Raw genomic sequence first — 18,390 nt, forward strand, 5'->3', positions numbered from 1 at the left:
TGTAAGTATTTCTTAAACGACTACTTAAATTACTAGAAGTATTTCCACTAAGTGACGTTTTGGAAATATTGTTGGAACTTACACTTACTGGAGTTGTTGACTTTGGCGCTTCAACATTTGAAAGTTTTGTGTTCTGTATTACAGTTTGATCCGGCGTGGGTTGAGTAGTTGCTGGTGTCTCTAATTTTTCACTGAATTTTTCTATGGGGGTAGTTTTTTCTAACAGTGGCGTTGTCGTCGGTTCAGGAGTAATTTTTTCTATGGGGGTAGTTTTTTCTGTAGGTGGTGTTATCGCAGGTTCAGGAATAGTTCGCGTCTGGAGTTGTTTGACTACAAAGTTATGAGAATTTTTCGGTGGGCGTTGTTTAACTACAGGTGCAGTAGAAGGGTTAGTCACGCTGATGGAGGTTTCTGCTGAAACAAAACGGTTACCTTCGTTATTACCACCACCGAGAGTACCACCACCAGAATTTATCTTTAGTTGGGATTTTTGTATTTCTTGTAGTTTGGTTACTACTTTTTGGGGTACAGTTTCAATAATTGTAATTTCAATTGGTTGATCTTTGGTTTCAGGAACTTTTTGTAGAAATCTGCTAATACCTAAAGCCAGAATACAAATATGCAATAATAATGAAACAATGGAACTGTAGAGTAGAAAAGATTTGAGTGCTTTAGCCTCTTTTTCTCGTTGTTCTACAGCGACGTTCGATAACCCCATAATTTTACTATTAATTATGATAAATTAGTTACTTTACTAGAATATAGCAAAATTGACAATTTTGAGCCAATTAAGAATTAGCAATGATTGCATCTGACAAATGTTACGTAAAAAATTAGCGGGACTTTTTGCCCCGCCAATTATTAATTGAACAAGTCAGATATCAGCTTATTTCTTCCAGCCAGCTTCTGCTTGTTCCAATACGTAAGCAGCTACATCTTGAGCCTGATCGAGTTTTAAACGACCTTGGAAGGCGGGCATAGCATTTTTACCATTTGTAACTTGAGCAATAATTGCCTCTGCTGAATACATACCGTACTTTTCCAAGTCTGCTTTTTTCAAGCTTTTAGCAGCATTAACTAAGTTTTTACCTCCTGCATGACAAGAAGCACAGTTAGCTGTAAATATTCCTTTTCCAGCAGCCGCATCAGCAGCTAAAGCAGGACTACTGAAGGCAAAAGTGAAGATAGTAATGCCTAGCAGTAATACAGAAATTATCTTTTTCATCTCGTGTTCTCTCTACAACAATCGCTGATTAGGTGTAATATCTTCCATAATTCTCTTTTGATTTTGTTGCATTAGTCAAATGACAGGCTGTCAAACTTGGACTAAATAATTGAGATGTTAAGATTGATGGATTGTGATATCAAGGGTTTGTCAAAAATGTAAAATTATGTAAAGGGAAGAAGTCAGCGACCCCCATTATTCAGTATTGATAATAATACTAAGATAACTGAACAATTAGATCCCCGACCTCCAAAAAAGTCGGGAATTTGTGTCGTTACCCTTTCAGTTATAATTATTTAACTGACTGATAAACTTAGTTTGCCCTTAGTTTGCCCAGCCAGCTTCCGCTTGTTGCATTACATAAGCAGCTACATTGGCAATTTCGTCAGAAGCTAAACTATCTTTGAAAGCTGGCATAGCACCCTTACCATTTGTAACTTGAGCAATAATAGCAGCTTCTGAGTAAAGATTGTACTCTTCCAAATCTTCTTTGCTCAAACTTTTGGCAGCATTAACTAAATTTTTACCTCCTGCATGACAAGAAGCACAATTAGCTGTGAATACTGCTTTTCCAGCAGCCGCATCAGCAGCTAAAGCAGGACTACTGAAGGCAAAAGTGAAGATAGTAATGCCTAACAGTAAGATGGAAATTATCTTTTTCATTTTGTGTTCTCTCTACAACAATTACTGATTAGGAGCAAGATACTCCATGCGTCTATTTTTATTGTGTTGTATTAGTCAAAAGAAAAACTGTAAAACTTGAACCTAATAATTAAGGATCATAGATTGAAGGCTTTTTCTAGCAGTGGTTTGGGGGAAATGTTAAATTTTTTTAGCCTAAAATATAAAAAATAAATTCCAGTTATTTTAACAATAACTTCAAAGTTAAATATGAGAAAAATGGTAATGATTCAGGGTTAAAAAATGGGAGATATATGTATAAATAAATCCTGATGATGAGATCCCTAACTTCTTCTTTGATCATAACAATAAATTATCAACAGATTTTAGAAGTCGGGGATCTCTGTTTGCACAAATTTCTATTGATTTGCTAACTCAGTTATTGCTGCTTCACTGACACGACAAATCCGCCAATCTTCTAAAATATCTGCTCCCATGCTGCGATAAAATTTTTGTGCGGAAACATTCCAATCTAAAACACTCCATTCTAAGCGTCCACAATGACGCTCTAGAGCTATTTTTGCTAATTTAGTCAGCAGTGCTTTACCAATACCTTGACGGCGATATTCTGGTAAAACAAATAAATCTTCTAAATAAATTCCTGGTTTGGTAAGAAAGGTAGAATAATTGTGAAAAAATAAAGCAAATCCCACAACCTTACCTGAGACTTCCGCTAGAATTGCCTCTATATATTTTGGTTCACTAAATAGATGATCTTTTAACGCTTGCGCGTTACCAGTGACAGCATCAGATAATTTTTCATATTCTGCTAATCCCTGAATTAATTCAAACAATACAGCACTATCACTCGGTTTAGCAAAACGCACAATTAAATCGTTATGAAAAGTCATTAGTCTTTAGTCCACATTCCATAAATAGTTTATAGCTAAGTATATAAAGTTTCTTAACTAATGACCAATGACTAATGACCAATGACTTAAATTAACCAACCTTTTAAACGTTTAGCGATATGGGGACGGCGTAATTTTCGCATAGCTTTACTTTGAATTTGGCGCACTCGTTCACGGGAAAGGTTGAACATATTCCCAACTTCTTCCAAGGTGCAGGGTTCGCTAGTTGTCAACCCATAGCGTAAAGAAATTACATCTTTTTCCCTGGGAGTGAGTACATCTCCCAAAACTTCCCAAATCTCCTGACGCATCATGTTTTCATTCATTTTTGCTTCTGGAGATTGGTTATCTTCGTCTTCTAGCAAATCCATTAATTCCGTGTCTTCTTCTTTACCGACGCGGTGGTTGAGGGATAATGCTTGACGACGTAGTTGTTGGAGTTGACGCAGTTGTTGGACGCTAATTTCCAAATATTCTGCCATTTCCGCTTCCGAGGGGTTGCGAGCCAGTTTTTGCTTAAGTTCTCGCTGGGCTTTCTTAAGTTTGTTAAGTTTTTCAACAATGTGAATTGGTAGACGAATAGTTCGGGCATCATTAGCGATCGCTCGTGTAATTGCCTGTCTAATCCACCAATAAGCATAGGTTGAAAATTTATATCCTTTATCGGGATCAAACTTTTCTGTAGCTCGGTTTAAACCCATTGCTCCTTCTTGGATTAAATCTAGAAAAGGCACTCCCCGGTTAAGATATCGTTTAGCAATAGATACTACTAATCTCAGGTTCGAGCGAATCATTTTCCGCTTCGCTACCCTACCTTGATACAACCGACTTTCCAGTTGTTTTTCCGTTAAGTCAAACTTGGCAGCTACTTCGCTTTTGCTGGGGTGATATCCCAGTTCTTCTTCTAAAGCTGTTTGCAAGTCTTTTACTTCTTCTAAAAACCTGACTCTACGCGCTAATTCTACTTCTTCATCAGGTTTGAGGAGGGGATAACGCGCCATTTCTTTAAAAAACGCGCCTACAGCATCGTCATGTTCGGTTTTATTGTAGCCCGAAGGACGGGCGGCTGCCATTTCATCCCCATCCCTTTCCTCAGACTCCAAATTTTCCACAATTGAAGAGTCTTCAAATACTACTGCTTCTAAACTATCAAGTGATGGTTCTTCATGATCCGCAGCGTTATCCAGTATTTCCATTGTTCCCAATTCAGCAAGATTCATAGTTTCCTTTTGGGATTGTTGCTTTGTTTGGTACATAATTTAGTGACAGCTGCTTGTTTGAGAATTGTTAGTTTTTACCAGAGGACATATACACCCATATACTCAGCTAAATACAATCTTCTTGAAAATTCCTAATTCGGAATGAAAATCTGTATCTGCCGTCTTTTTTGGTTACATTTAGATACAATTTATATTCTCTTTGCACCCAAAATACCATCTTTTCCCACTACCAGCAGACATATTCCTAATTTTTTTCTTAATCACCAAATATGTCAAACCCCCCTCAAACATTCTCGCAGTTAACAAATATAAAAATTCCATCTAAAGAACCTATACATTAAATTTTCATGTATTTCCATGAAGTTTTGTTTGATTTAGAGCAGGAAACTGAAAGCTTCCCAAATGATCCAAATTACAAAAATAGTAGCTTAAAATCCGGACAATCTTGATTGTATAAAAGCATCTCACATCCAAAAACTCTTGAATATCTATCGATAGGTGGAAAAACTCTACTACCTATTTAGTAGATAAAAAACCGGATCATTAATATCAAAGATACCTTCATTTATGTAGTTAGCATCAAATATTTATTGTCCATACTGTAGGAATTAATTTGTCAGGTAGATCACACATAAATAAAGTTATCAAGTATGATGAGTGATAAAAGTATTGCGAAGTACAGTTTATCTGTAGTAAACTAAGAACTTCAAGATAAGTGACTTTGGTAAATTTTCTCCAGGTAGTTGAGCAAATATCTATTAAAAAAGCCAAAAATATGTATATTCAGGATGTAAGTTTATCTTCTCTACTGGTAGCTGAACCAGAGCAATCATATTATTCGCAAACAATAAGTTATAGATGGATTGAAGTCCTCGTAGATTGCCCAGGAAGCTCAGATTTATTTACATATAAATTACCAGAACAGTTAGAAATCAAACCAGGTGATATTTTAACTGTTCCCTTTGGGACACAACAGGTTGGAGCGATCGCAATTCGTTTTTTATCTCAACCACCCGCAGATTTAGCAACAGAGAAAATTCGGGAAGTAGAAGATGTAGTCAGCAGGGGATTTTTTCCTAGTACCTATTGGGAATTACTCAATCGCATTGCCGCTTATTACTATACACCCTTAATTCAAGTAATTCGGATAGCTTTACCACCAGGATTATTAGGGCGATCGCAACGTCGTTTGCGTCTGACAACATTAGGAAAAAATCAAGATGTCTCTATCAATACTGCTGTTTTCATGTCACCAATAGCGCAACAAGTTCTAGAACTGCTGCAAAAAACCCCCACTGGTGACTATAGCTATCATTATATCCAACAAAAAATTAAATCTGCCTATCGGGGAACTCGTGAATTAATCCGTTTAGGATTAGCAGAAAACTACCTAGAACCACCACGACTAAATCAACCCAAACTACAAAAAGCAGTCACATTATTAGATAACAATGATCGAGATTTAACACTCCGTCAAAAAGAAATTGTCGAAGTGCTAAAACGACAAGGTGGAGAATTATGGCAAAATGAATTATTACAAACTTGCAGTGCTAGTACCTCTATTTTGAAAGCCTTAGAACAAAAAGGCTATGTAGTAATTGAAGACCGGGAAATATTACGCAGAGAACAAAGTCCCTTAATGGCTGGGGATCAAGCCAAATCATTAACCGCAGCCCAAACTAACGCCTTAGAAACCATCAAATCATTAAATGAATTTACTCAAATTTTATTACATGGGGTGACAGGTTCAGGAAAAACCGAAGTTTATCTCCAAGCGATCGCCCCCTTACTGAAACAAGGAAAATCAGCCCTAGTATTAGTACCAGAAATTGGACTCACACCCCAACTTACAGACAGATTTCGCGCCCGTTTCGGTAATAAAGTCCAAGTTTATCACAGCGCCCTCTCTGACGGGGAACGCTACGACACCTGGCGACAAATGTTCACAGGAGAACCTCAAGTAGTCATAGGAACTCGCAGCGCCATTTTCTCTCCTTTACCCAACTTGGGTTTAATCATCCTGGATGAAGAACACGACAGCAGCTTTAAACAAGATGCACCTATCCCCACCTACCACGCCCGTACCGTCGCCCAATGGCGTGCAGAATTAGAAAATTGTCCTCTCATTTTAGGTTCAGCTACACCATCCTTAGAAAGTTGGGTTTCTGTAAAAGCAGAGAACACCTCCCCATCTCCCCACCAACCCAATCACCAATACCTTTCGCTTCCTGAACGTATCAACTCCCGTCCATTACCACCTGTTGAAATAATTGATATGCGGCGAGAGTTACAAGCGGGAAACCGTTCTATATTTAGTAGATCCCTACAAGAAGCCCTAGAAGAGCTAAAAGAGAGAAAACAGCAGGGAATTTTATTTATTCATCGTCGCGGACATAGCACCTTTGTCTCCTGTCGCAGTTGTGGTTATGTGCTGGAATGTCCAAACTGTGATGTCTCCTTAGCTTATCATCATGTAGAAGCAGGAGCGCCCGAATTATTAAGATGTCATTATTGTAATTATGGGCGATCGCATCCTCCCCACTGTCCCGAATGTAGCTCCCCTTACCTCAAATTTTTTGGTAGCGGAACGCAACGAGTAGCACAAGAACTTAACAAACAATTTCCTCACCTCAAATTAATTCGTTTTGATAGCGACACCACCCGCAACAAAGGCGCACATCGAAACCTTCTCACTCAATTTGCAAACGGCGAAGCAGATTTATTAATAGGAACACAAATGCTCACCAAAGGTTTAGACTTACCCCAAGTTACCCTTGTAGGTGTAGTTGCGGCTGATGGCTTACTACATTTATCAGACTATCGCGCCAATGAACGGACATTTCAAACCTTAACCCAAGTTGCCGGAAGAGCCGGAAGAGGAGAAGATCCAGGAAGAGTAATTATCCAAACCTATACCCCAGAACATCCAGTTATTGAAGCCGTGAAAACTCATGATTATCAATCTTTTTGTAATGCGGAATTAGAACAACGGGAAGCACTTAATTATCCCCCCTATGGCAGATTAATATTATTGCGTTTGAGTAGTCTTGATCCTATTCAAGTGCAAAATACAGCCCAAATCATAGCTACAAATTTTAGTGATCAAGAAGGATTTGAGATATTAGGACCTGCACCAGCTAGTATTTTACGAGTAGCTAACCGTTATCGCTGGCAAATATTACTGAAATTTACTGCTGACGCACTACCAAATTTACCAGATTGGGGAGAAATTAGGGCGCTTTGTCCTACTTCCGTCGGCTTAACAATTGATGTAGATCCCATTAATATTATGTGATCTGTTTTCCCCTTGTAGGGGCGTATCCTTAACGGGACTGTAAGCATCACCATTCGGGTGATAACCTATCGCTGAAAGTCTCTTTCCTCTTGCATGAGTACCTTTTGCCTCTTGCTTTGCCATAACGACAATTTTCAACGCCTACTTAGGGCTTGCTGAATAAACATGAAAAGATTACGGGTAAAGGGTTTAAGCCGTTTTCAAGTAAAAAAAAGTGCAAGCTTTTACGAGGTGGAAACTTAAAAACCTTGCATTTAATTGCTACTCAAAGGAAAAATCGCTCCCATCCAACTCTTGAAACTGTTCCCTGTTCCCTGCCCTCACGGAAAGACTTTCTCAGCAAACCCTACCTACTTATCTTATTTGAGAATTTGAAGAGGAGCGATACATTAGGTGAGCTTCGCTAACGCGTAGATTACCGAAGGTATCACTATAACCAGTAAGTAAGCTGTCGCGCTTTTAATTTGCACACCGATAGCGGGCAGGATGCCCACCCCACAAGAGTTACATTAAAGAATTGTATACAAATTATAGGATTTTCAGCTTATTAGTGCATCTGTTTATCATATTTCAGAAAGCCTGGAAAGATATAATGTAAAACAAGATGATCTTTCTTATTTCCACCATCAGCGGTAGATATCCATTGTGTTTGTCCTTAGCGGTTACGAATATCTTCTAGGCTTCTTCCTCCTCTGTAGCCTAGTACCAGCCCTGGCGCTCTCAGCGTCCAAGCTTCTTAGACCTAGTAGCTACAGTCCAGAACGGCGCACCACTTATGAATCCGGTATGGAACCCATTGGCGGAGCCTGGATTCAGTTCAACATTCGTTACTATATGTTCGCATTAGTCTTTGTCGTTTTTGACGTAGAGACTGTTTTCTTATACCCTTGGGCGGTAGCTTTTCACCGTTTGGGATTATTGGCGTTTATTGAAGCGTTGATTTTTATTGCGATTCTCGTAATCGCCTTAGTTTACGCATGGCGTAAAGGAGCATTGGAATGGTCTTGAATTCTAATATAATCACCCAGGATAAAGAGCAAATCATCAATCCGATGGAGCGTCCTACAGTTACTCAAGAACTGTCAGAAAACGTGATTTTAACCACCGTTGATGACCTCTATAACTGGGCGAGGCTTTCTAGTTTGTGGCCTTTGCTGTTTGGTACAGCTTGCTGCTTCATTGAATTTGCGGCTTTAATTGGCTCTCGTTTTGACTTTGACCGTTTTGGACTAATTCCCCGTTCCAGCCCCCGTCAAGCTGATTTAATTATCACTGCCGGTACAATTACCATGAAGATGGCTCCTCAATTGGTGCGTCTTTATGAACAAATGCCCGAACCTAAGTATGTAATTGCCATGGGTGCTTGTACAATTACTGGGGGAATGTTCAGTGTTGACTCTCCCACTGCGGTGCGCGGAGTTGATAAACTGATTCCGGTGGATGTATATTTACCTGGTTGTCCTCCCCGTCCAGAAGCGATTATTGATGCAATTATTAAGTTGCGGAAAAAAATCGCTAATGATTCGATGCAAGAACGGGATCAAATCAAGCAAACCCATCGCTATTACAGTACAACTCACAGTATGAAGCCCGTACCAGAAATTTTAACTGGTAAGTATATGCAGTCAGATACCCGCTTTAACCCACCAAAGGAATTAACGGAAGCAATTGGTATGCCTGTACCCCCGGCGCTGCTGACATCCAAGACAAAGGAGGAAGAAAAGCGTGGCTGATGAAGAATCTCAAATAGTTCCCGCTGCGGAAGAGTCTATAGTTCCAGCGGGTCAGGTTTCTCAGTGGTTAACTGAAAATGGCTTTGATCATGAATCTTTGTCCCCAGATGCTAACGGGGTAGAGATTATTAAGGTAGATGCAGATTTTTTGCTGCCTACTGCTACAGCTTTATACGCTTACGGGTTTAATTATCTCCAGTTTCAGGGCGGTATTGACTTAGGTCCTGGAGAAGAGTTGGTAAGTGTTTATCACTTGGTAAAGGTAAGTGATAATGCTGATAAACCTGAAGAAGTGCGGGTGAAGGTGTTCTTACCTAGAGAAAACCCTACTGTGCCTTCAGTTTACTGGATTTGGAAAACTGCGGACTGGCAAGAACGTGAGTCTTACGATATGCTCGGTATTATCTATGAGGGTCATCCTAATCTGAAGCGGATTTTGATGCCGGAAGATTGGGTAGGTTGGCCTTTGCGTAAGGATTACATCTCGCCTGATTTTTATGAGTTGCAAGATGCTTATTAGCTAGTGCTAATCTGTGATTTACCCCTTTCCGATGGCGGAGAGGGGTATTGTTTTTTTAAACGAACCGCAGAGGCGCAGAGGACGCAGAGACGTGAGGGTTAATTAACGGTTTATTATTGTTATAATTTTGTTTCGCGCAATCTCCGTCAGGAGATCCCGCAGGGTAGACGCTAAGGAGCAAAGGCGCAAAGTTTTTGAGATATATTTTAGATTAGATGAGAAAGTTTAAACTCTAGGCAAATTATACTGAGTTAATTGAGCAATATCTTGTTCAGGATTTAAAATGGTCTTCAGAAAATGCAAAGTGGTGTCGTAATAGAATTGATGTGGGATTAAAAATTTTGGAAGTAAATAAAAAATTCTATCTGTGCTAAATATTAAGAGTATTTTTCAAAAATATCAATGGTGCGTTACTAACAACATAACGCACCCTACGAATTTAAACTTTAAATTTTTAATTTTACATACCATCACAAGAATGAACCAAATTTAATAATGGACCCATTTGTTCTTGTCCATTGACAGCTAAATCACTGTGACATAAATAAACTCTCTCAGAAACACGCGCTAGTAAATCTGCTATAATTCGGCGTAATCTTTGCGTTTCTGCTTCTTGTTCATCTGCTGCTGTCCAAGGTTCTCCTAATCTATCTTTTAAGAATAAAGTAGCACCATATAAAGTGGCTGCACCACCTTTAGCCCAGAGGGGTGAACCTGCATCCAGCCAAAAATGCCAACGATGATATTTATGACTAGCACGATATTGAAAGACGGTCGCTAATGTCACGGCTTTTTTAGCATTCCCAATGGGACGGATAGGGTAGGGGTTAGCGGTAATTGTACCACGTTTCAAGAGTTGAATAAATTCGGCAATGGTGGTGGTCATTGTTTGCTGAGTGTGTAGCAAAAGTAAGATAGAATCTGTTTGTCTTAACCTCGTATCTATTTCCCAATAATGTTGAGCAGTTTCTAGTAATTCTCGTAATGCTGCTAATGTTTGAAATGGGGGCTGATTATCTTTATACAAAAAGTTTTGAATTGCTTTGTATAAAAGAAAAACTGGTGCAAGAAGAAGACTTTGTTGAAGTTCTAATTTTTCTTTTTCAATCCAATCTAATATTTCACTATAAGCTTTAGTGGCAGTATAACCAATTCTATCCCAGCGTTCAAAGGTTTTGATTGCTAATAAATGTGGATGTTCTGGATGAGGTACAAAACAATTATCTGCTATTAAAGCAGCACGGACTGGATCAATTTTTTCTCCATTATTGATGTTACCCTGACTTAAAACTACTAACATTTCTGCAACTTCATCTCGGTCTACTAATCGCCCCAAACCAGGATAAACTAAAGTCAGTAAGGTTAGTAATGCTCTGACAGCAGGTGAACTAATTAAGGAAAGTTGTTCATTCAGAGATTCTACGGGGATATTTTGCTTAGTTAATATTTCTATAAAAGTATAACGGGCGATCGCATCTAAACCAGGAGCGATAATTGCGATTTCTTCTGGTTCTATTTTTCCCGATTTAATCCCATCAATTATCACATCTGTTGTTTGACGCAAAAGTTGGGCGCGAGAACTAGTTTTGATACAATTTACCGACTTTGGTAAACTCAATATTGTCATTGCTTCTGTAACTAATTCTATCATCGGTTTAGCTAGTTGATCAGCTAAATTATCTACTTTTAGACTTACTAATTTTTCTACCTGACAACGTTTGGCTAATCTTTCTAAATATTGAGGATCTGCACCCAAACCCCAACGCACACAACCATCAGGATTATAACTAAATGCTGCCACTGTACCAGCATCTAACAGAAATTCAAACAAGTTATAAGCTATTGCTGGATAATCATCTACATCATCGGCTATTATCATCTGATAACGGTGCTTTAAGTTTTGCTGATAATTACTATTAGTTAATAAATTTTTGTGGTAGAGTTCGGTAATCAAACCATAAGTTAATAAACCTCTTTCTAAACACCAATTTCGCCAATTTAGCAATAAAGAACTTAAAAATTCTGGTTCTAAATTACCAGTATTTTCTTGAAAACCTTTTTGTAAAATCTTAGTAATATCTTCACAAGATGTACCACTATAAGCTGCTAGTTGCCATAAGTCTAATATCCGCCTCACTAAGCGATATTCATTCACTCCTGCACGTCGCAAAGTTTCATCATCTAGTTGAAAATTCCAAAGTTTTGTGGCTAATTCTTGCTCAGTTTCTGGGCGCAATCTTACCGGAAATTGTGCTTTAATCTGTAAAGATTCAATTATTAACGGCCAAAACAAAATAACTTCATCTTGAATAAACCCCAAGGTTGTTTTAGCCCGAATTGGGTATTTTCCTGAAGTCAAAGTCACAATTTTATCGGTTAATAATCGGCGATTATCATCATTAGATGCTAAAACTAAAACTCCAGGTTCTGTAGGCAGAAGATTTGCAGTTTTGATTGCGCTTGGCGTTTTTTTACTATTTTGATTTTTCGTATAAAATGACTCTATATGTTGGTTGCCAATGTTTTGGACACAATCACAAAATTGTTGGGCTAAACGAGTAGTTTTACCGCTGCGACTAGTACCAACAATCCAAACAGAATCTGAAATCACAAATATACTCCTTATAGATTTGTTAGTATAACTTCTGCGTTAACTTAAGTTTAAGAAACACCAAATCATGTTAGATGATCATTGAGGATGAGAAATTCTGTGTTTAGTCAAAAAATATACCCTTTTTTGCTGGCTGCTTACAGATGGTACTTACTAACACCAGAACGTTCGTTGGAAGAAGCTTACCAAACGGCATTAAAGATTAAGGAAATTGAAGACAAGCATTTTAATGGTAATAAAATCAGCCCTGATGCTGCTATGTACAGTAGTAGTGTCATGGATTATTTTCAGGCAGATTTAAAGAAATTATTAAAAAATGTACGGATGAGGTTGACAGAATTTAAAGCCAGCCGTTGGTTCTCAAATGAATCTAAGCAACAAGCAGCAGCTAAAGCAGGGATAGAATATCCCAGTCCTAGTTTAGTTTTAAAAAAGCTAGAATTTATTGATCAAGTCATTGGCAAATATACAGATAATGAGCTAGAAACAAGTTCGATAAATAATGTAGTTTCTCCATCTATAATTGTAGCAGATAATCAAGTTGTTAGCCAACCAATCACACCAAAATCAGCAGTTAAAAATAACGAAATTAAACCCAAAAGAAAGGCTGATTCTACGAGTGTTTTACCTCGTTCAATTTTAACAACGATTACTCGTCTCCAAGCGGAATTAGATCCCAATTCTGAAAAAGACGTAGTGCAGAATTTTCGGCAAACGCAAAAGACAACAATTATCTCTGTGCGGTTTATTTTATTATTAATAATTGTCCCACTTCTGACTCATCAACTAGCTAAGGCTTTAGTAGTCGGACCATTAATTGAGCATTTTAGAAGTTCAGAACCAGAGCAGATTTTTATCAATGAAGAAATGGAGGAAGAAGGACTTTTAGAACTGCAAAGGTTTGAAGAAAGAATCAAGTTTGAAAATCTGATTAGTAATGCACCTCCTTTATCACCTGAAGTTTTAGAAAGCAAGATGCAAGAAAAAGCCCAGGAGGTAGCAGAGGAGTTTCAACGTGCTGGTGCTAATGCCATTAAAAATGTGTTTGCAGATATTTTTTCTGTAGTTGCTTTTATCTGGTTGTTAATTATCAGCAAGTCTTCTATCTCAGTTCTGAAAGATTTCTTTGATCATGTAGTATATGGCTTGAGTGATAGCGCCAAAGCATTTATTATCATATTATTCACTGATGTATTTGTTGGCTTCCACTCTCCTCACGGTTGGGAAGTAATTTTAGAAGGTATTTCACGTCATTGGGGTTTACCAGCAAATCGAGATTTTATCTTTTTGTTCATTGCTACATTTCCCGTAATTTTAGACACAATTTTCAAATATTGGATTTTCCGTTATTTGAATCGCATCTCTCCTTCCGCTGTTGCTACCTACCATAATATGAATGAATAAATCCGTAATTTGTAAATTCCTACTTTCTGCCTTCTGTCTATTTTTTGCAAGTTTCTGGAGTCTAAATTTTATGAGTAGTAAATAAAAGCATAATCAATGGTAGTATGACTAAAGTTCAATGCAGCTATCAAGTCAAAACTTACTTATTAGCTATTTATTATTCATGAATCGTAATTTTTGGATTACTGCTTTAATTGCCTTTGTTAACTCTCTGAGTTTTACAATTTTAATTCCCATTATCTATCTTTACGGTAAACAATTTGGTCTGAGCGATTTTCAAACTAGTTTATTATTCTCTATTTATTCTATAGCTCAGTTTTTTGCTACTCCTGTTATTGGTAAACTGTCTGATAGATTTGGGCGTAAGCCTTTACTAATTATTAGTTTAGCTGGTACTGTGATTGCTAATTTGATAGCAGGAAATGCCACAGTAGCTTGGTTGCTATTTTTTGCCCGATTCTTAGATGGTATCACTGGTGGTAATGCTTCCGTGGCTCAAGCAGTTATTTCTGATATTACCATTCCCCAAAAACGCGCCGAGGCATTTGGCATTTATGGAGCAGCAATGGGATTAGGCTTTGTTTTAGGACCTGCTACTAGTTTGTTAGCACAGCAGATTTCTTTAGGAACTGCTTTTTTAGCTTCTGGTGCAGTTGCATTTGTGGCGTTGTTAATGACAATTTTCTTTTTACCAGAAACTCTGCAAAAGCAAGCACAAAAACCCAAAAATATTTTTGATTTAGGTTTAGGCAATTTAATTAAGGGTTTAGCAATGCCAGGAGTAGGAATTTTGTTATTAATTAATTTCATGACTGGAACAACTTTTACAATGTTTACCTACGCTTTTCAACCTTACTTTATCAAGGTTTTGGGTCAAAATAGTCAATCTTTAACACTTTTATTTTTAACTTTTGGCACGCTGGCAGTAATTATGCAAACTTGGGGTATTTCTGTCCTCAAAGGTAAGTTTGATATAGTTAAGATATTATTTTTAGGTTTATTTTTTCGGAGTTTGTCATTTTTATTAATGCCTATTTGGGCTAATATTAATTATTTTGTCGCAGTTAGTATATTATTCTCACTGTTTAATTCGCTCGTGCAACCAATGATTAGCACCTTAATTTCTCTCAATGCCAAAGTGGAAGATCAGGGAACTGCTTTAGGATTAAATGCTTCTTATTTAAGTATTTCTAATGGTATTGGTCCTGTAATTGCGGGAATGATTGTACATCAATCTCAGCCAATAACTTATGGTTATCCTTTGTATTTAGCAGGAGTGTTAACATTTTTAGTGTTAGGTTTTGCCGTATATAATCGTCAAAGATATACACCACATAATTCCTAATTTGCAGTTAATTTAAAAGGTGGACAATGCCCACCTTGTAATTAAGAAGTAAGAGAACAGCGGTTAACCCATTCTTGATATTTTTGCTGTTGGGACTGATTTTCTACGATGATCTCAATTTTGACTTGTTGACTACCATGATTTTTTTCTAAGGCGATCGCATTTAAAAGTAAACTAGCAATTTTTGGAGAACTAAACTTTCCACTGACAATTAACTCATTGTCCAAAGTGTTAACTTCTTCTATTAGTTTTTCTTTAATTAACTCAATCCCAGAAATTTCTCCCTGGCCTAAATCAATTTCTACTAGTTGTTGGTGTTCTGGACTAATTTGTTCAACAATCAATTTTTCCCGTCGCACAGGAACTTGGATCATTTGAATTTCAATTTCTTTGCGAACAATTACCTCTCCTACCTTATGTTTGCTATGATGCACAAACAATCTTTCTTCTAAGAGAGGAATAATTTTTTCTTCCTTTGTGTATTTATCGTCTTTGTGGTTCATTAAATAAATACTATTTCAGTAGTAATAGAATATTAGCCCGCCAGTGCGGGCTTAGTTATCATCAGTAATTATCGTTCTTCAATCGGTAGATTAGGAGACTTGATATCTAACTCTTCCCGACGTACGGTGTCTTGAGTTTCAACTGTATCTTGCTCTACGACTTTTGTGACTTTCACTTCTTCACGAACAAAGGCTTCTTTGCGAACTTCTGGGGTTTCTTCATAGATTTCCATGCGAGTAACTTCACCTTCATGGAAGTCCGCTTCACTGCTAGAAACTGCTCTACCAGCATCTTTAGGAGTGACACGTTCAATAACAACGTGTTCTTTTTCTACTGGTACTGATACTCGTGCAGTTTCAGTTTCCACGTGTTTCCCAACAGATACTTCACCCATTTTGCGGCGATGTTTATTAGCAATCAACCGTTCTTGATACAGTCTTAGAGTTTGATGATCTCCTTCATTTAATCCAAATAACTCCGGTTCTTGTTCGTAGCGGTAGGTATCAGGGGTATAAGTTGGTCTAGTTCTATCTGTAGAGGTTGTGGCGACTGCTGTGGAATCTACGGGTGTCGGTGATTCTACCTGACCTGATGCTTCCACAGGTGTAGTACGGTGTTCGGGTTGACGATATACTCCGCGTACCCGTTCTTCATAATCGTAATCTGTTGTTAGACGTTCGTTAAATTCAGGTAACTCTTCCGCTTGTTCTCTTGTTAAACCAATAGCATAAACGCGATCATTATTATAGTCGATACGAGTGCGACCAATAGGGAGTAAAACTTTTTTACCAAAAATCCAGAAGCCTAACTCAACTACTAAATAGCGAAAATGTCCTTCTTCATCAACTAAAACATCATTGACACTACCAATTTTTTCATCAGTTCTTTCTGTATATACTCCTAAACCTTTAATATCATTACCTTCAAAACTATTGCGATACTGAGGATCAAAATCTTCCAATTTGTACAAAACCATTATCTTTTTCCTCAACATATTATAGTATTTCTTACTTTCAAGCATAATTTTTTATGCTGCTATTTTCCTCTTTCTTCCGTATGAATTACCGGATAGTTTTATTATCAAAAGTCAGAGATGTAACTAAACCTCGTCCAAGTTGAGAACTGAAGTTTTTCAAAAGGGAACAGGGAACAGGGAACAGGGAAGAGTATAGGATTTAGGAACAAAACCCGATTAAGAAAAAACTATGGGTTTCAAAGTAGACGTGGTTTAAACAAAATATTGTCATTGTCATCACAAATTATGCGGAGAGTTTGTAGTTAACATTCATAGCTAACCACAAACTTATGCTAAGTTATGCTTAAATTTAGGAAAATTAGGATTATTGATCCATAATTCAAGCAGGTTCATTAATTTCTACGCTATTTTCTTTGACATTTAAATCACCGGAAGTATCAATATCTAATTCTTCTCGGCGAATCGTATCTTGCGCTTCCACAATATCTCGCTCTACCACTTTTCTAACTCTTACTTCTTCACGAACAAAGGCTTCTTTATGAATTTCTGGAGTTTCTTGATAAACATCTATGTGTGCTACTTCCCCTTCTTGAAATTTAACTTCATCGGCATCTACCATTGAACCTCTATCTGAAGGTTGAACTCTATCAATGACAACACGTTCTTTTTGAATAGGTACTGTAACCCTGGCAATTTCAGTTTCAATATGTTTACCAACTGCTACTTCTCCCGTTTTTACACGATGTTTATTAGCAATTAAACGTTCTTCATAAAGTCTGAGAGTTTGATGATATTGCTCATTTAAACCATATAAATTTGGTTCTTGTTCGTAGGTGTAAGTTTCGCTATCAGAAGTTACAGTATCAGTACCAAGGGTAGAACGATAAACTTTTCTGACATTTTCTTCAAACTCATGATCAAGAATGATATTTTCTTGGTATTCAGGTAAATGTTCTACTTGTTGTTTACTAAGTCCGTCTACATAGGCACATCCAGCAGGATAATTGATGCGAGCTAGTCCAATAGGTAGTAATATTTTCTTACCCACCGAATCTAAACTTGTATCAATAACTAAATATCTAAACCTGCCATTTTTATCAACTAAAGCATCAGCAACTGCACCAACTTCTGTTCCTCCTTCGGTATAGAGATGCAAACTTTTAATATCATCTCCCCCAAAGGTTTCCCGGTAGTTTGGATCAAATTCTTCCAATTTATAAAGAGGCATATCCTATTTCCAATTTATTGAATATCTATTCACAATGTTAGAAATAAGTTAGCTACTTTTCCTCCTGCTGATGACTGAATTACAGTAAGCTATGCAATAGCTTCTATCTCATACTTTGAGTGAAATCTAAGGCAATATTTAGTAGTGATGTTGCTGATGGAAATATATCTAATGATAGATACCATCAAAAACTAATTGATAAGAAGATATAGGACTACTATTTGATTTTTGAACAAAACTCAGTACACCTAAATTCTATAAAACCCTTTTGCCTCTTGCATGAGTGCCTTTTGCCTGCCTACACAAGTAAATTCAGAAACCAAACCGGATTCCTATATTTCTCTTTCCCATGCTCTGTATGGTAATGAATTCTCAAGGCTCTGCCTTGATAAATATCACTAAAATGTTACAAACGAGTCAGAGACTCTTGATAGCATTCCCAGTCTCAGACTGGGAACGAGGAACTTGTTCCTGCATTCTAAATCATCAATTTTAGGACTTACGCAAGATTGAACTCAAAACCTGATTCTTGTGTAGTAGGGGTAATTCATGAATTACCCCTACTTCCGTTCTGTTTTGCGTAAGTCCTGAATTTTTAAGATACTCCAACAAGTTGCCTAACTTGCGATTTTACAGCTTCTATAATGGCATCAGCATCAATTTTAGCAGCATGAAGTAGTTCTTCAGGAGTGCCAGAAGTGGGCATATTTCTCACTGCAAGTTTAATAATTTGTAGTTGCGGTAATTTGTATGCAGCGGTAGTAATATAGGACTCATATTTGAATTTTGAAAAAATC

15 protein-coding genes and 1 pseudogene are annotated in these 18,390 nt (G+C 37.5%); 6 read left to right on the top strand and 10 right to left on the bottom strand.

Going from position 1 to position 18,390, the window contains the following annotated elements:
* The 5 genes and pseudogenes from VB694_RS02005 to VB694_RS02025 all read right to left on the bottom strand — a co-directional run.
* Positions 1–718 (bottom strand): annotated as a pseudogene (locus VB694_RS02005) (energy transducer TonB); the annotation flags it as partial.
* 168 nt (positions 719–886) lie between these two features.
* A complete protein-coding gene (gene petJ, locus VB694_RS02010; RefSeq protein WP_323358640.1) occupies positions 887–1,225 on the bottom strand; it encodes a cytochrome c6 PetJ in 339 nt (112 codons plus the stop codon).
* A gap of 324 nt (positions 1,226–1,549) precedes the next feature.
* The gene (gene petJ, locus VB694_RS02015) at positions 1,550–1,888 is read right to left on the bottom strand and encodes a cytochrome c6 PetJ (RefSeq protein WP_323358641.1); all 339 of its coding nucleotides are present in this window, start codon (positions 1,886–1,888) and stop codon (positions 1,550–1,552) included.
* Between the two features lie 377 nt (positions 1,889–2,265).
* Complete coding sequence (locus VB694_RS02020) at positions 2,266–2,757, bottom strand: GNAT family N-acetyltransferase (protein WP_323358642.1); 492 nt, start codon at positions 2,755–2,757, stop codon at positions 2,266–2,268.
* 86 nt (positions 2,758–2,843) lie between these two features.
* Positions 2,844–4,013, bottom strand: coding sequence for an RpoD/SigA family RNA polymerase sigma factor (locus VB694_RS02025; protein WP_323358643.1), 1,170 nt, complete (start codon positions 4,011–4,013; stop codon positions 2,844–2,846).
* A gap of 739 nt (positions 4,014–4,752) precedes the next feature.
* On the opposite strand from VB694_RS02025, the gene priA reads away from it, so the two are divergent.
* The 4 genes from priA to VB694_RS02045 all read left to right on the top strand — a co-directional run bounded on the left by priA (position 4,753) and on the right by VB694_RS02045 (position 9,525).
* Positions 4,753–7,272 carry a primosomal protein N' gene (gene priA, locus VB694_RS02030; RefSeq protein ID WP_323358793.1) on the top strand — a complete coding sequence of 840 codons (2,520 nt, stop codon included), beginning with the start codon at positions 4,753–4,755 and terminating at the stop codon, positions 7,270–7,272.
* Between the two features lie 645 nt (positions 7,273–7,917).
* Positions 7,918–8,280: a photosynthetic/respiratory NAD(P)H-quinone oxidoreductase subunit C gene (ndhC, locus tag VB694_RS02035; RefSeq protein WP_323358644.1), complete on the top strand. Its 363-nt coding sequence runs from the start codon at positions 7,918–7,920 to the stop codon at positions 8,278–8,280.
* The gene (ndhK, locus tag VB694_RS02040; protein ID WP_323358645.1) at positions 8,271–9,005 is read left to right on the top strand and encodes a photosynthetic/respiratory NAD(P)H-quinone oxidoreductase subunit K; all 735 of its coding nucleotides are present in this window, start codon (positions 8,271–8,273) and stop codon (positions 9,003–9,005) included. The genes ndhC and ndhK overlap by 10 nt, the downstream gene beginning before the upstream one ends.
* The gene (locus VB694_RS02045; protein WP_323358646.1) at positions 8,998–9,525 is read left to right on the top strand and encodes an NAD(P)H-quinone oxidoreductase subunit J; all 528 of its coding nucleotides are present in this window, start codon (positions 8,998–9,000) and stop codon (positions 9,523–9,525) included. Before ndhK ends, VB694_RS02045 begins: the two co-directional genes overlap by 8 nt.
* Before the next feature lie 460 nt (positions 9,526–9,985).
* On the opposite strand, the gene VB694_RS02050 is transcribed toward VB694_RS02045, so the two are convergent.
* Complete coding sequence (locus tag VB694_RS02050; protein WP_323358647.1) at positions 9,986–12,136, bottom strand: recombinase family protein; 2,151 nt, start codon at positions 12,134–12,136, stop codon at positions 9,986–9,988.
* Positions 12,137–12,223: 87 nt separating this feature from the next.
* Here VB694_RS02050 and VB694_RS02055 point away from each other — a divergent pair, with 87 nt between their 5' ends.
* Both VB694_RS02055 and VB694_RS02060 read left to right on the top strand, forming a co-directional pair.
* Positions 12,224–13,540, top strand: a complete 1,317-nt coding sequence (locus VB694_RS02055; RefSeq protein ID WP_323358648.1) for a proton extrusion protein PcxA — start codon at positions 12,224–12,226, stop codon at positions 13,538–13,540.
* Positions 13,541–13,703: 163 nt separating this feature from the next.
* Positions 13,704–14,885, top strand: a complete 1,182-nt coding sequence (locus tag VB694_RS02060; RefSeq protein ID WP_323358649.1) for an MFS transporter — start codon at positions 13,704–13,706, stop codon at positions 14,883–14,885.
* A gap of 41 nt (positions 14,886–14,926) precedes the next feature.
* On the opposite strand, the gene VB694_RS02065 is transcribed toward VB694_RS02060, so the two are convergent.
* The 4 genes from VB694_RS02065 to VB694_RS02080 form a co-directional block, all read right to left on the bottom strand.
* Positions 14,927–15,388, bottom strand: a complete 462-nt coding sequence (locus tag VB694_RS02065) for a DUF2382 domain-containing protein (RefSeq protein ID WP_323358650.1) — start codon at positions 15,386–15,388, stop codon at positions 14,927–14,929.
* A 68-nt stretch (positions 15,389–15,456) separates the two neighbouring features.
* A complete protein-coding gene (locus VB694_RS02070; RefSeq protein ID WP_323358651.1) occupies positions 15,457–16,365 on the bottom strand; it encodes a DUF2382 domain-containing protein in 909 nt (302 codons plus the stop codon).
* A 379-nt stretch (positions 16,366–16,744) separates the two neighbouring features.
* Positions 16,745–17,593, bottom strand: coding sequence for a DUF2382 domain-containing protein (locus VB694_RS02075; RefSeq protein ID WP_323358652.1), 849 nt, complete (start codon positions 17,591–17,593; stop codon positions 16,745–16,747).
* Positions 17,594–18,188: 595 nt separating this feature from the next.
* The coding region (locus VB694_RS02080; RefSeq protein WP_323358653.1) for a hypothetical protein at positions 18,189–18,390 on the bottom strand (202 nt) is incomplete at its 5' end.

Origin of the sequence: Anabaena sp. UHCC 0451 (assembly GCF_034931405.1) — a bacterium.
Classification (GTDB): domain Bacteria; phylum Cyanobacteriota; class Cyanobacteriia; order Cyanobacteriales; family Nostocaceae; genus RDYJ01.

What these genes read in the sequence shown, in the direction of transcription:
- petJ (WP_323358640.1), bottom strand. Translation starts at nt 1,225, where the DNA reads ATGAAAAAGATAATTTCTGTATTACTGCTAGGCATTACTATCTTCACT.
- petJ (WP_323358641.1), bottom strand. Translation starts at nt 1,888, where the DNA reads ATGAAAAAGATAATTTCCATCTTACTGTTAGGCATTACTATCTTCACT.
- VB694_RS02020 (WP_323358642.1), bottom strand. Translation starts at nt 2,757, where the DNA reads ATGACTTTTCATAACGATTTAATTGTGCGTTTTGCTAAACCGAGTGAT.
- VB694_RS02025 (WP_323358643.1), bottom strand. Translation starts at nt 4,013, where the DNA reads ATGTACCAAACAAAGCAACAATCCCAAAAGGAAACTATGAATCTTGCT.
- priA (WP_323358793.1), top strand. Translation starts at nt 4,753, where the DNA reads ATGTATATTCAGGATGTAAGTTTATCTTCTCTACTGGTAGCTGAACCA.
- ndhK (WP_323358645.1), top strand. Translation starts at nt 8,271, where the DNA reads ATGGTCTTGAATTCTAATATAATCACCCAGGATAAAGAGCAAATCATC.
- VB694_RS02055 (WP_323358648.1), top strand. Translation starts at nt 12,224, where the DNA reads ATGAGAAATTCTGTGTTTAGTCAAAAAATATACCCTTTTTTGCTGGCT.
- VB694_RS02060 (WP_323358649.1), top strand. Translation starts at nt 13,704, where the DNA reads ATGAATCGTAATTTTTGGATTACTGCTTTAATTGCCTTTGTTAACTCT.
- VB694_RS02065 (WP_323358650.1), bottom strand. Translation starts at nt 15,388, where the DNA reads ATGAACCACAAAGACGATAAATACACAAAGGAAGAAAAAATTATTCCT.
- VB694_RS02070 (WP_323358651.1), bottom strand. Translation starts at nt 16,365, where the DNA reads ATGGTTTTGTACAAATTGGAAGATTTTGATCCTCAGTATCGCAATAGT.
- VB694_RS02075 (WP_323358652.1), bottom strand. Translation starts at nt 17,593, where the DNA reads ATGCCTCTTTATAAATTGGAAGAATTTGATCCAAACTACCGGGAAACC.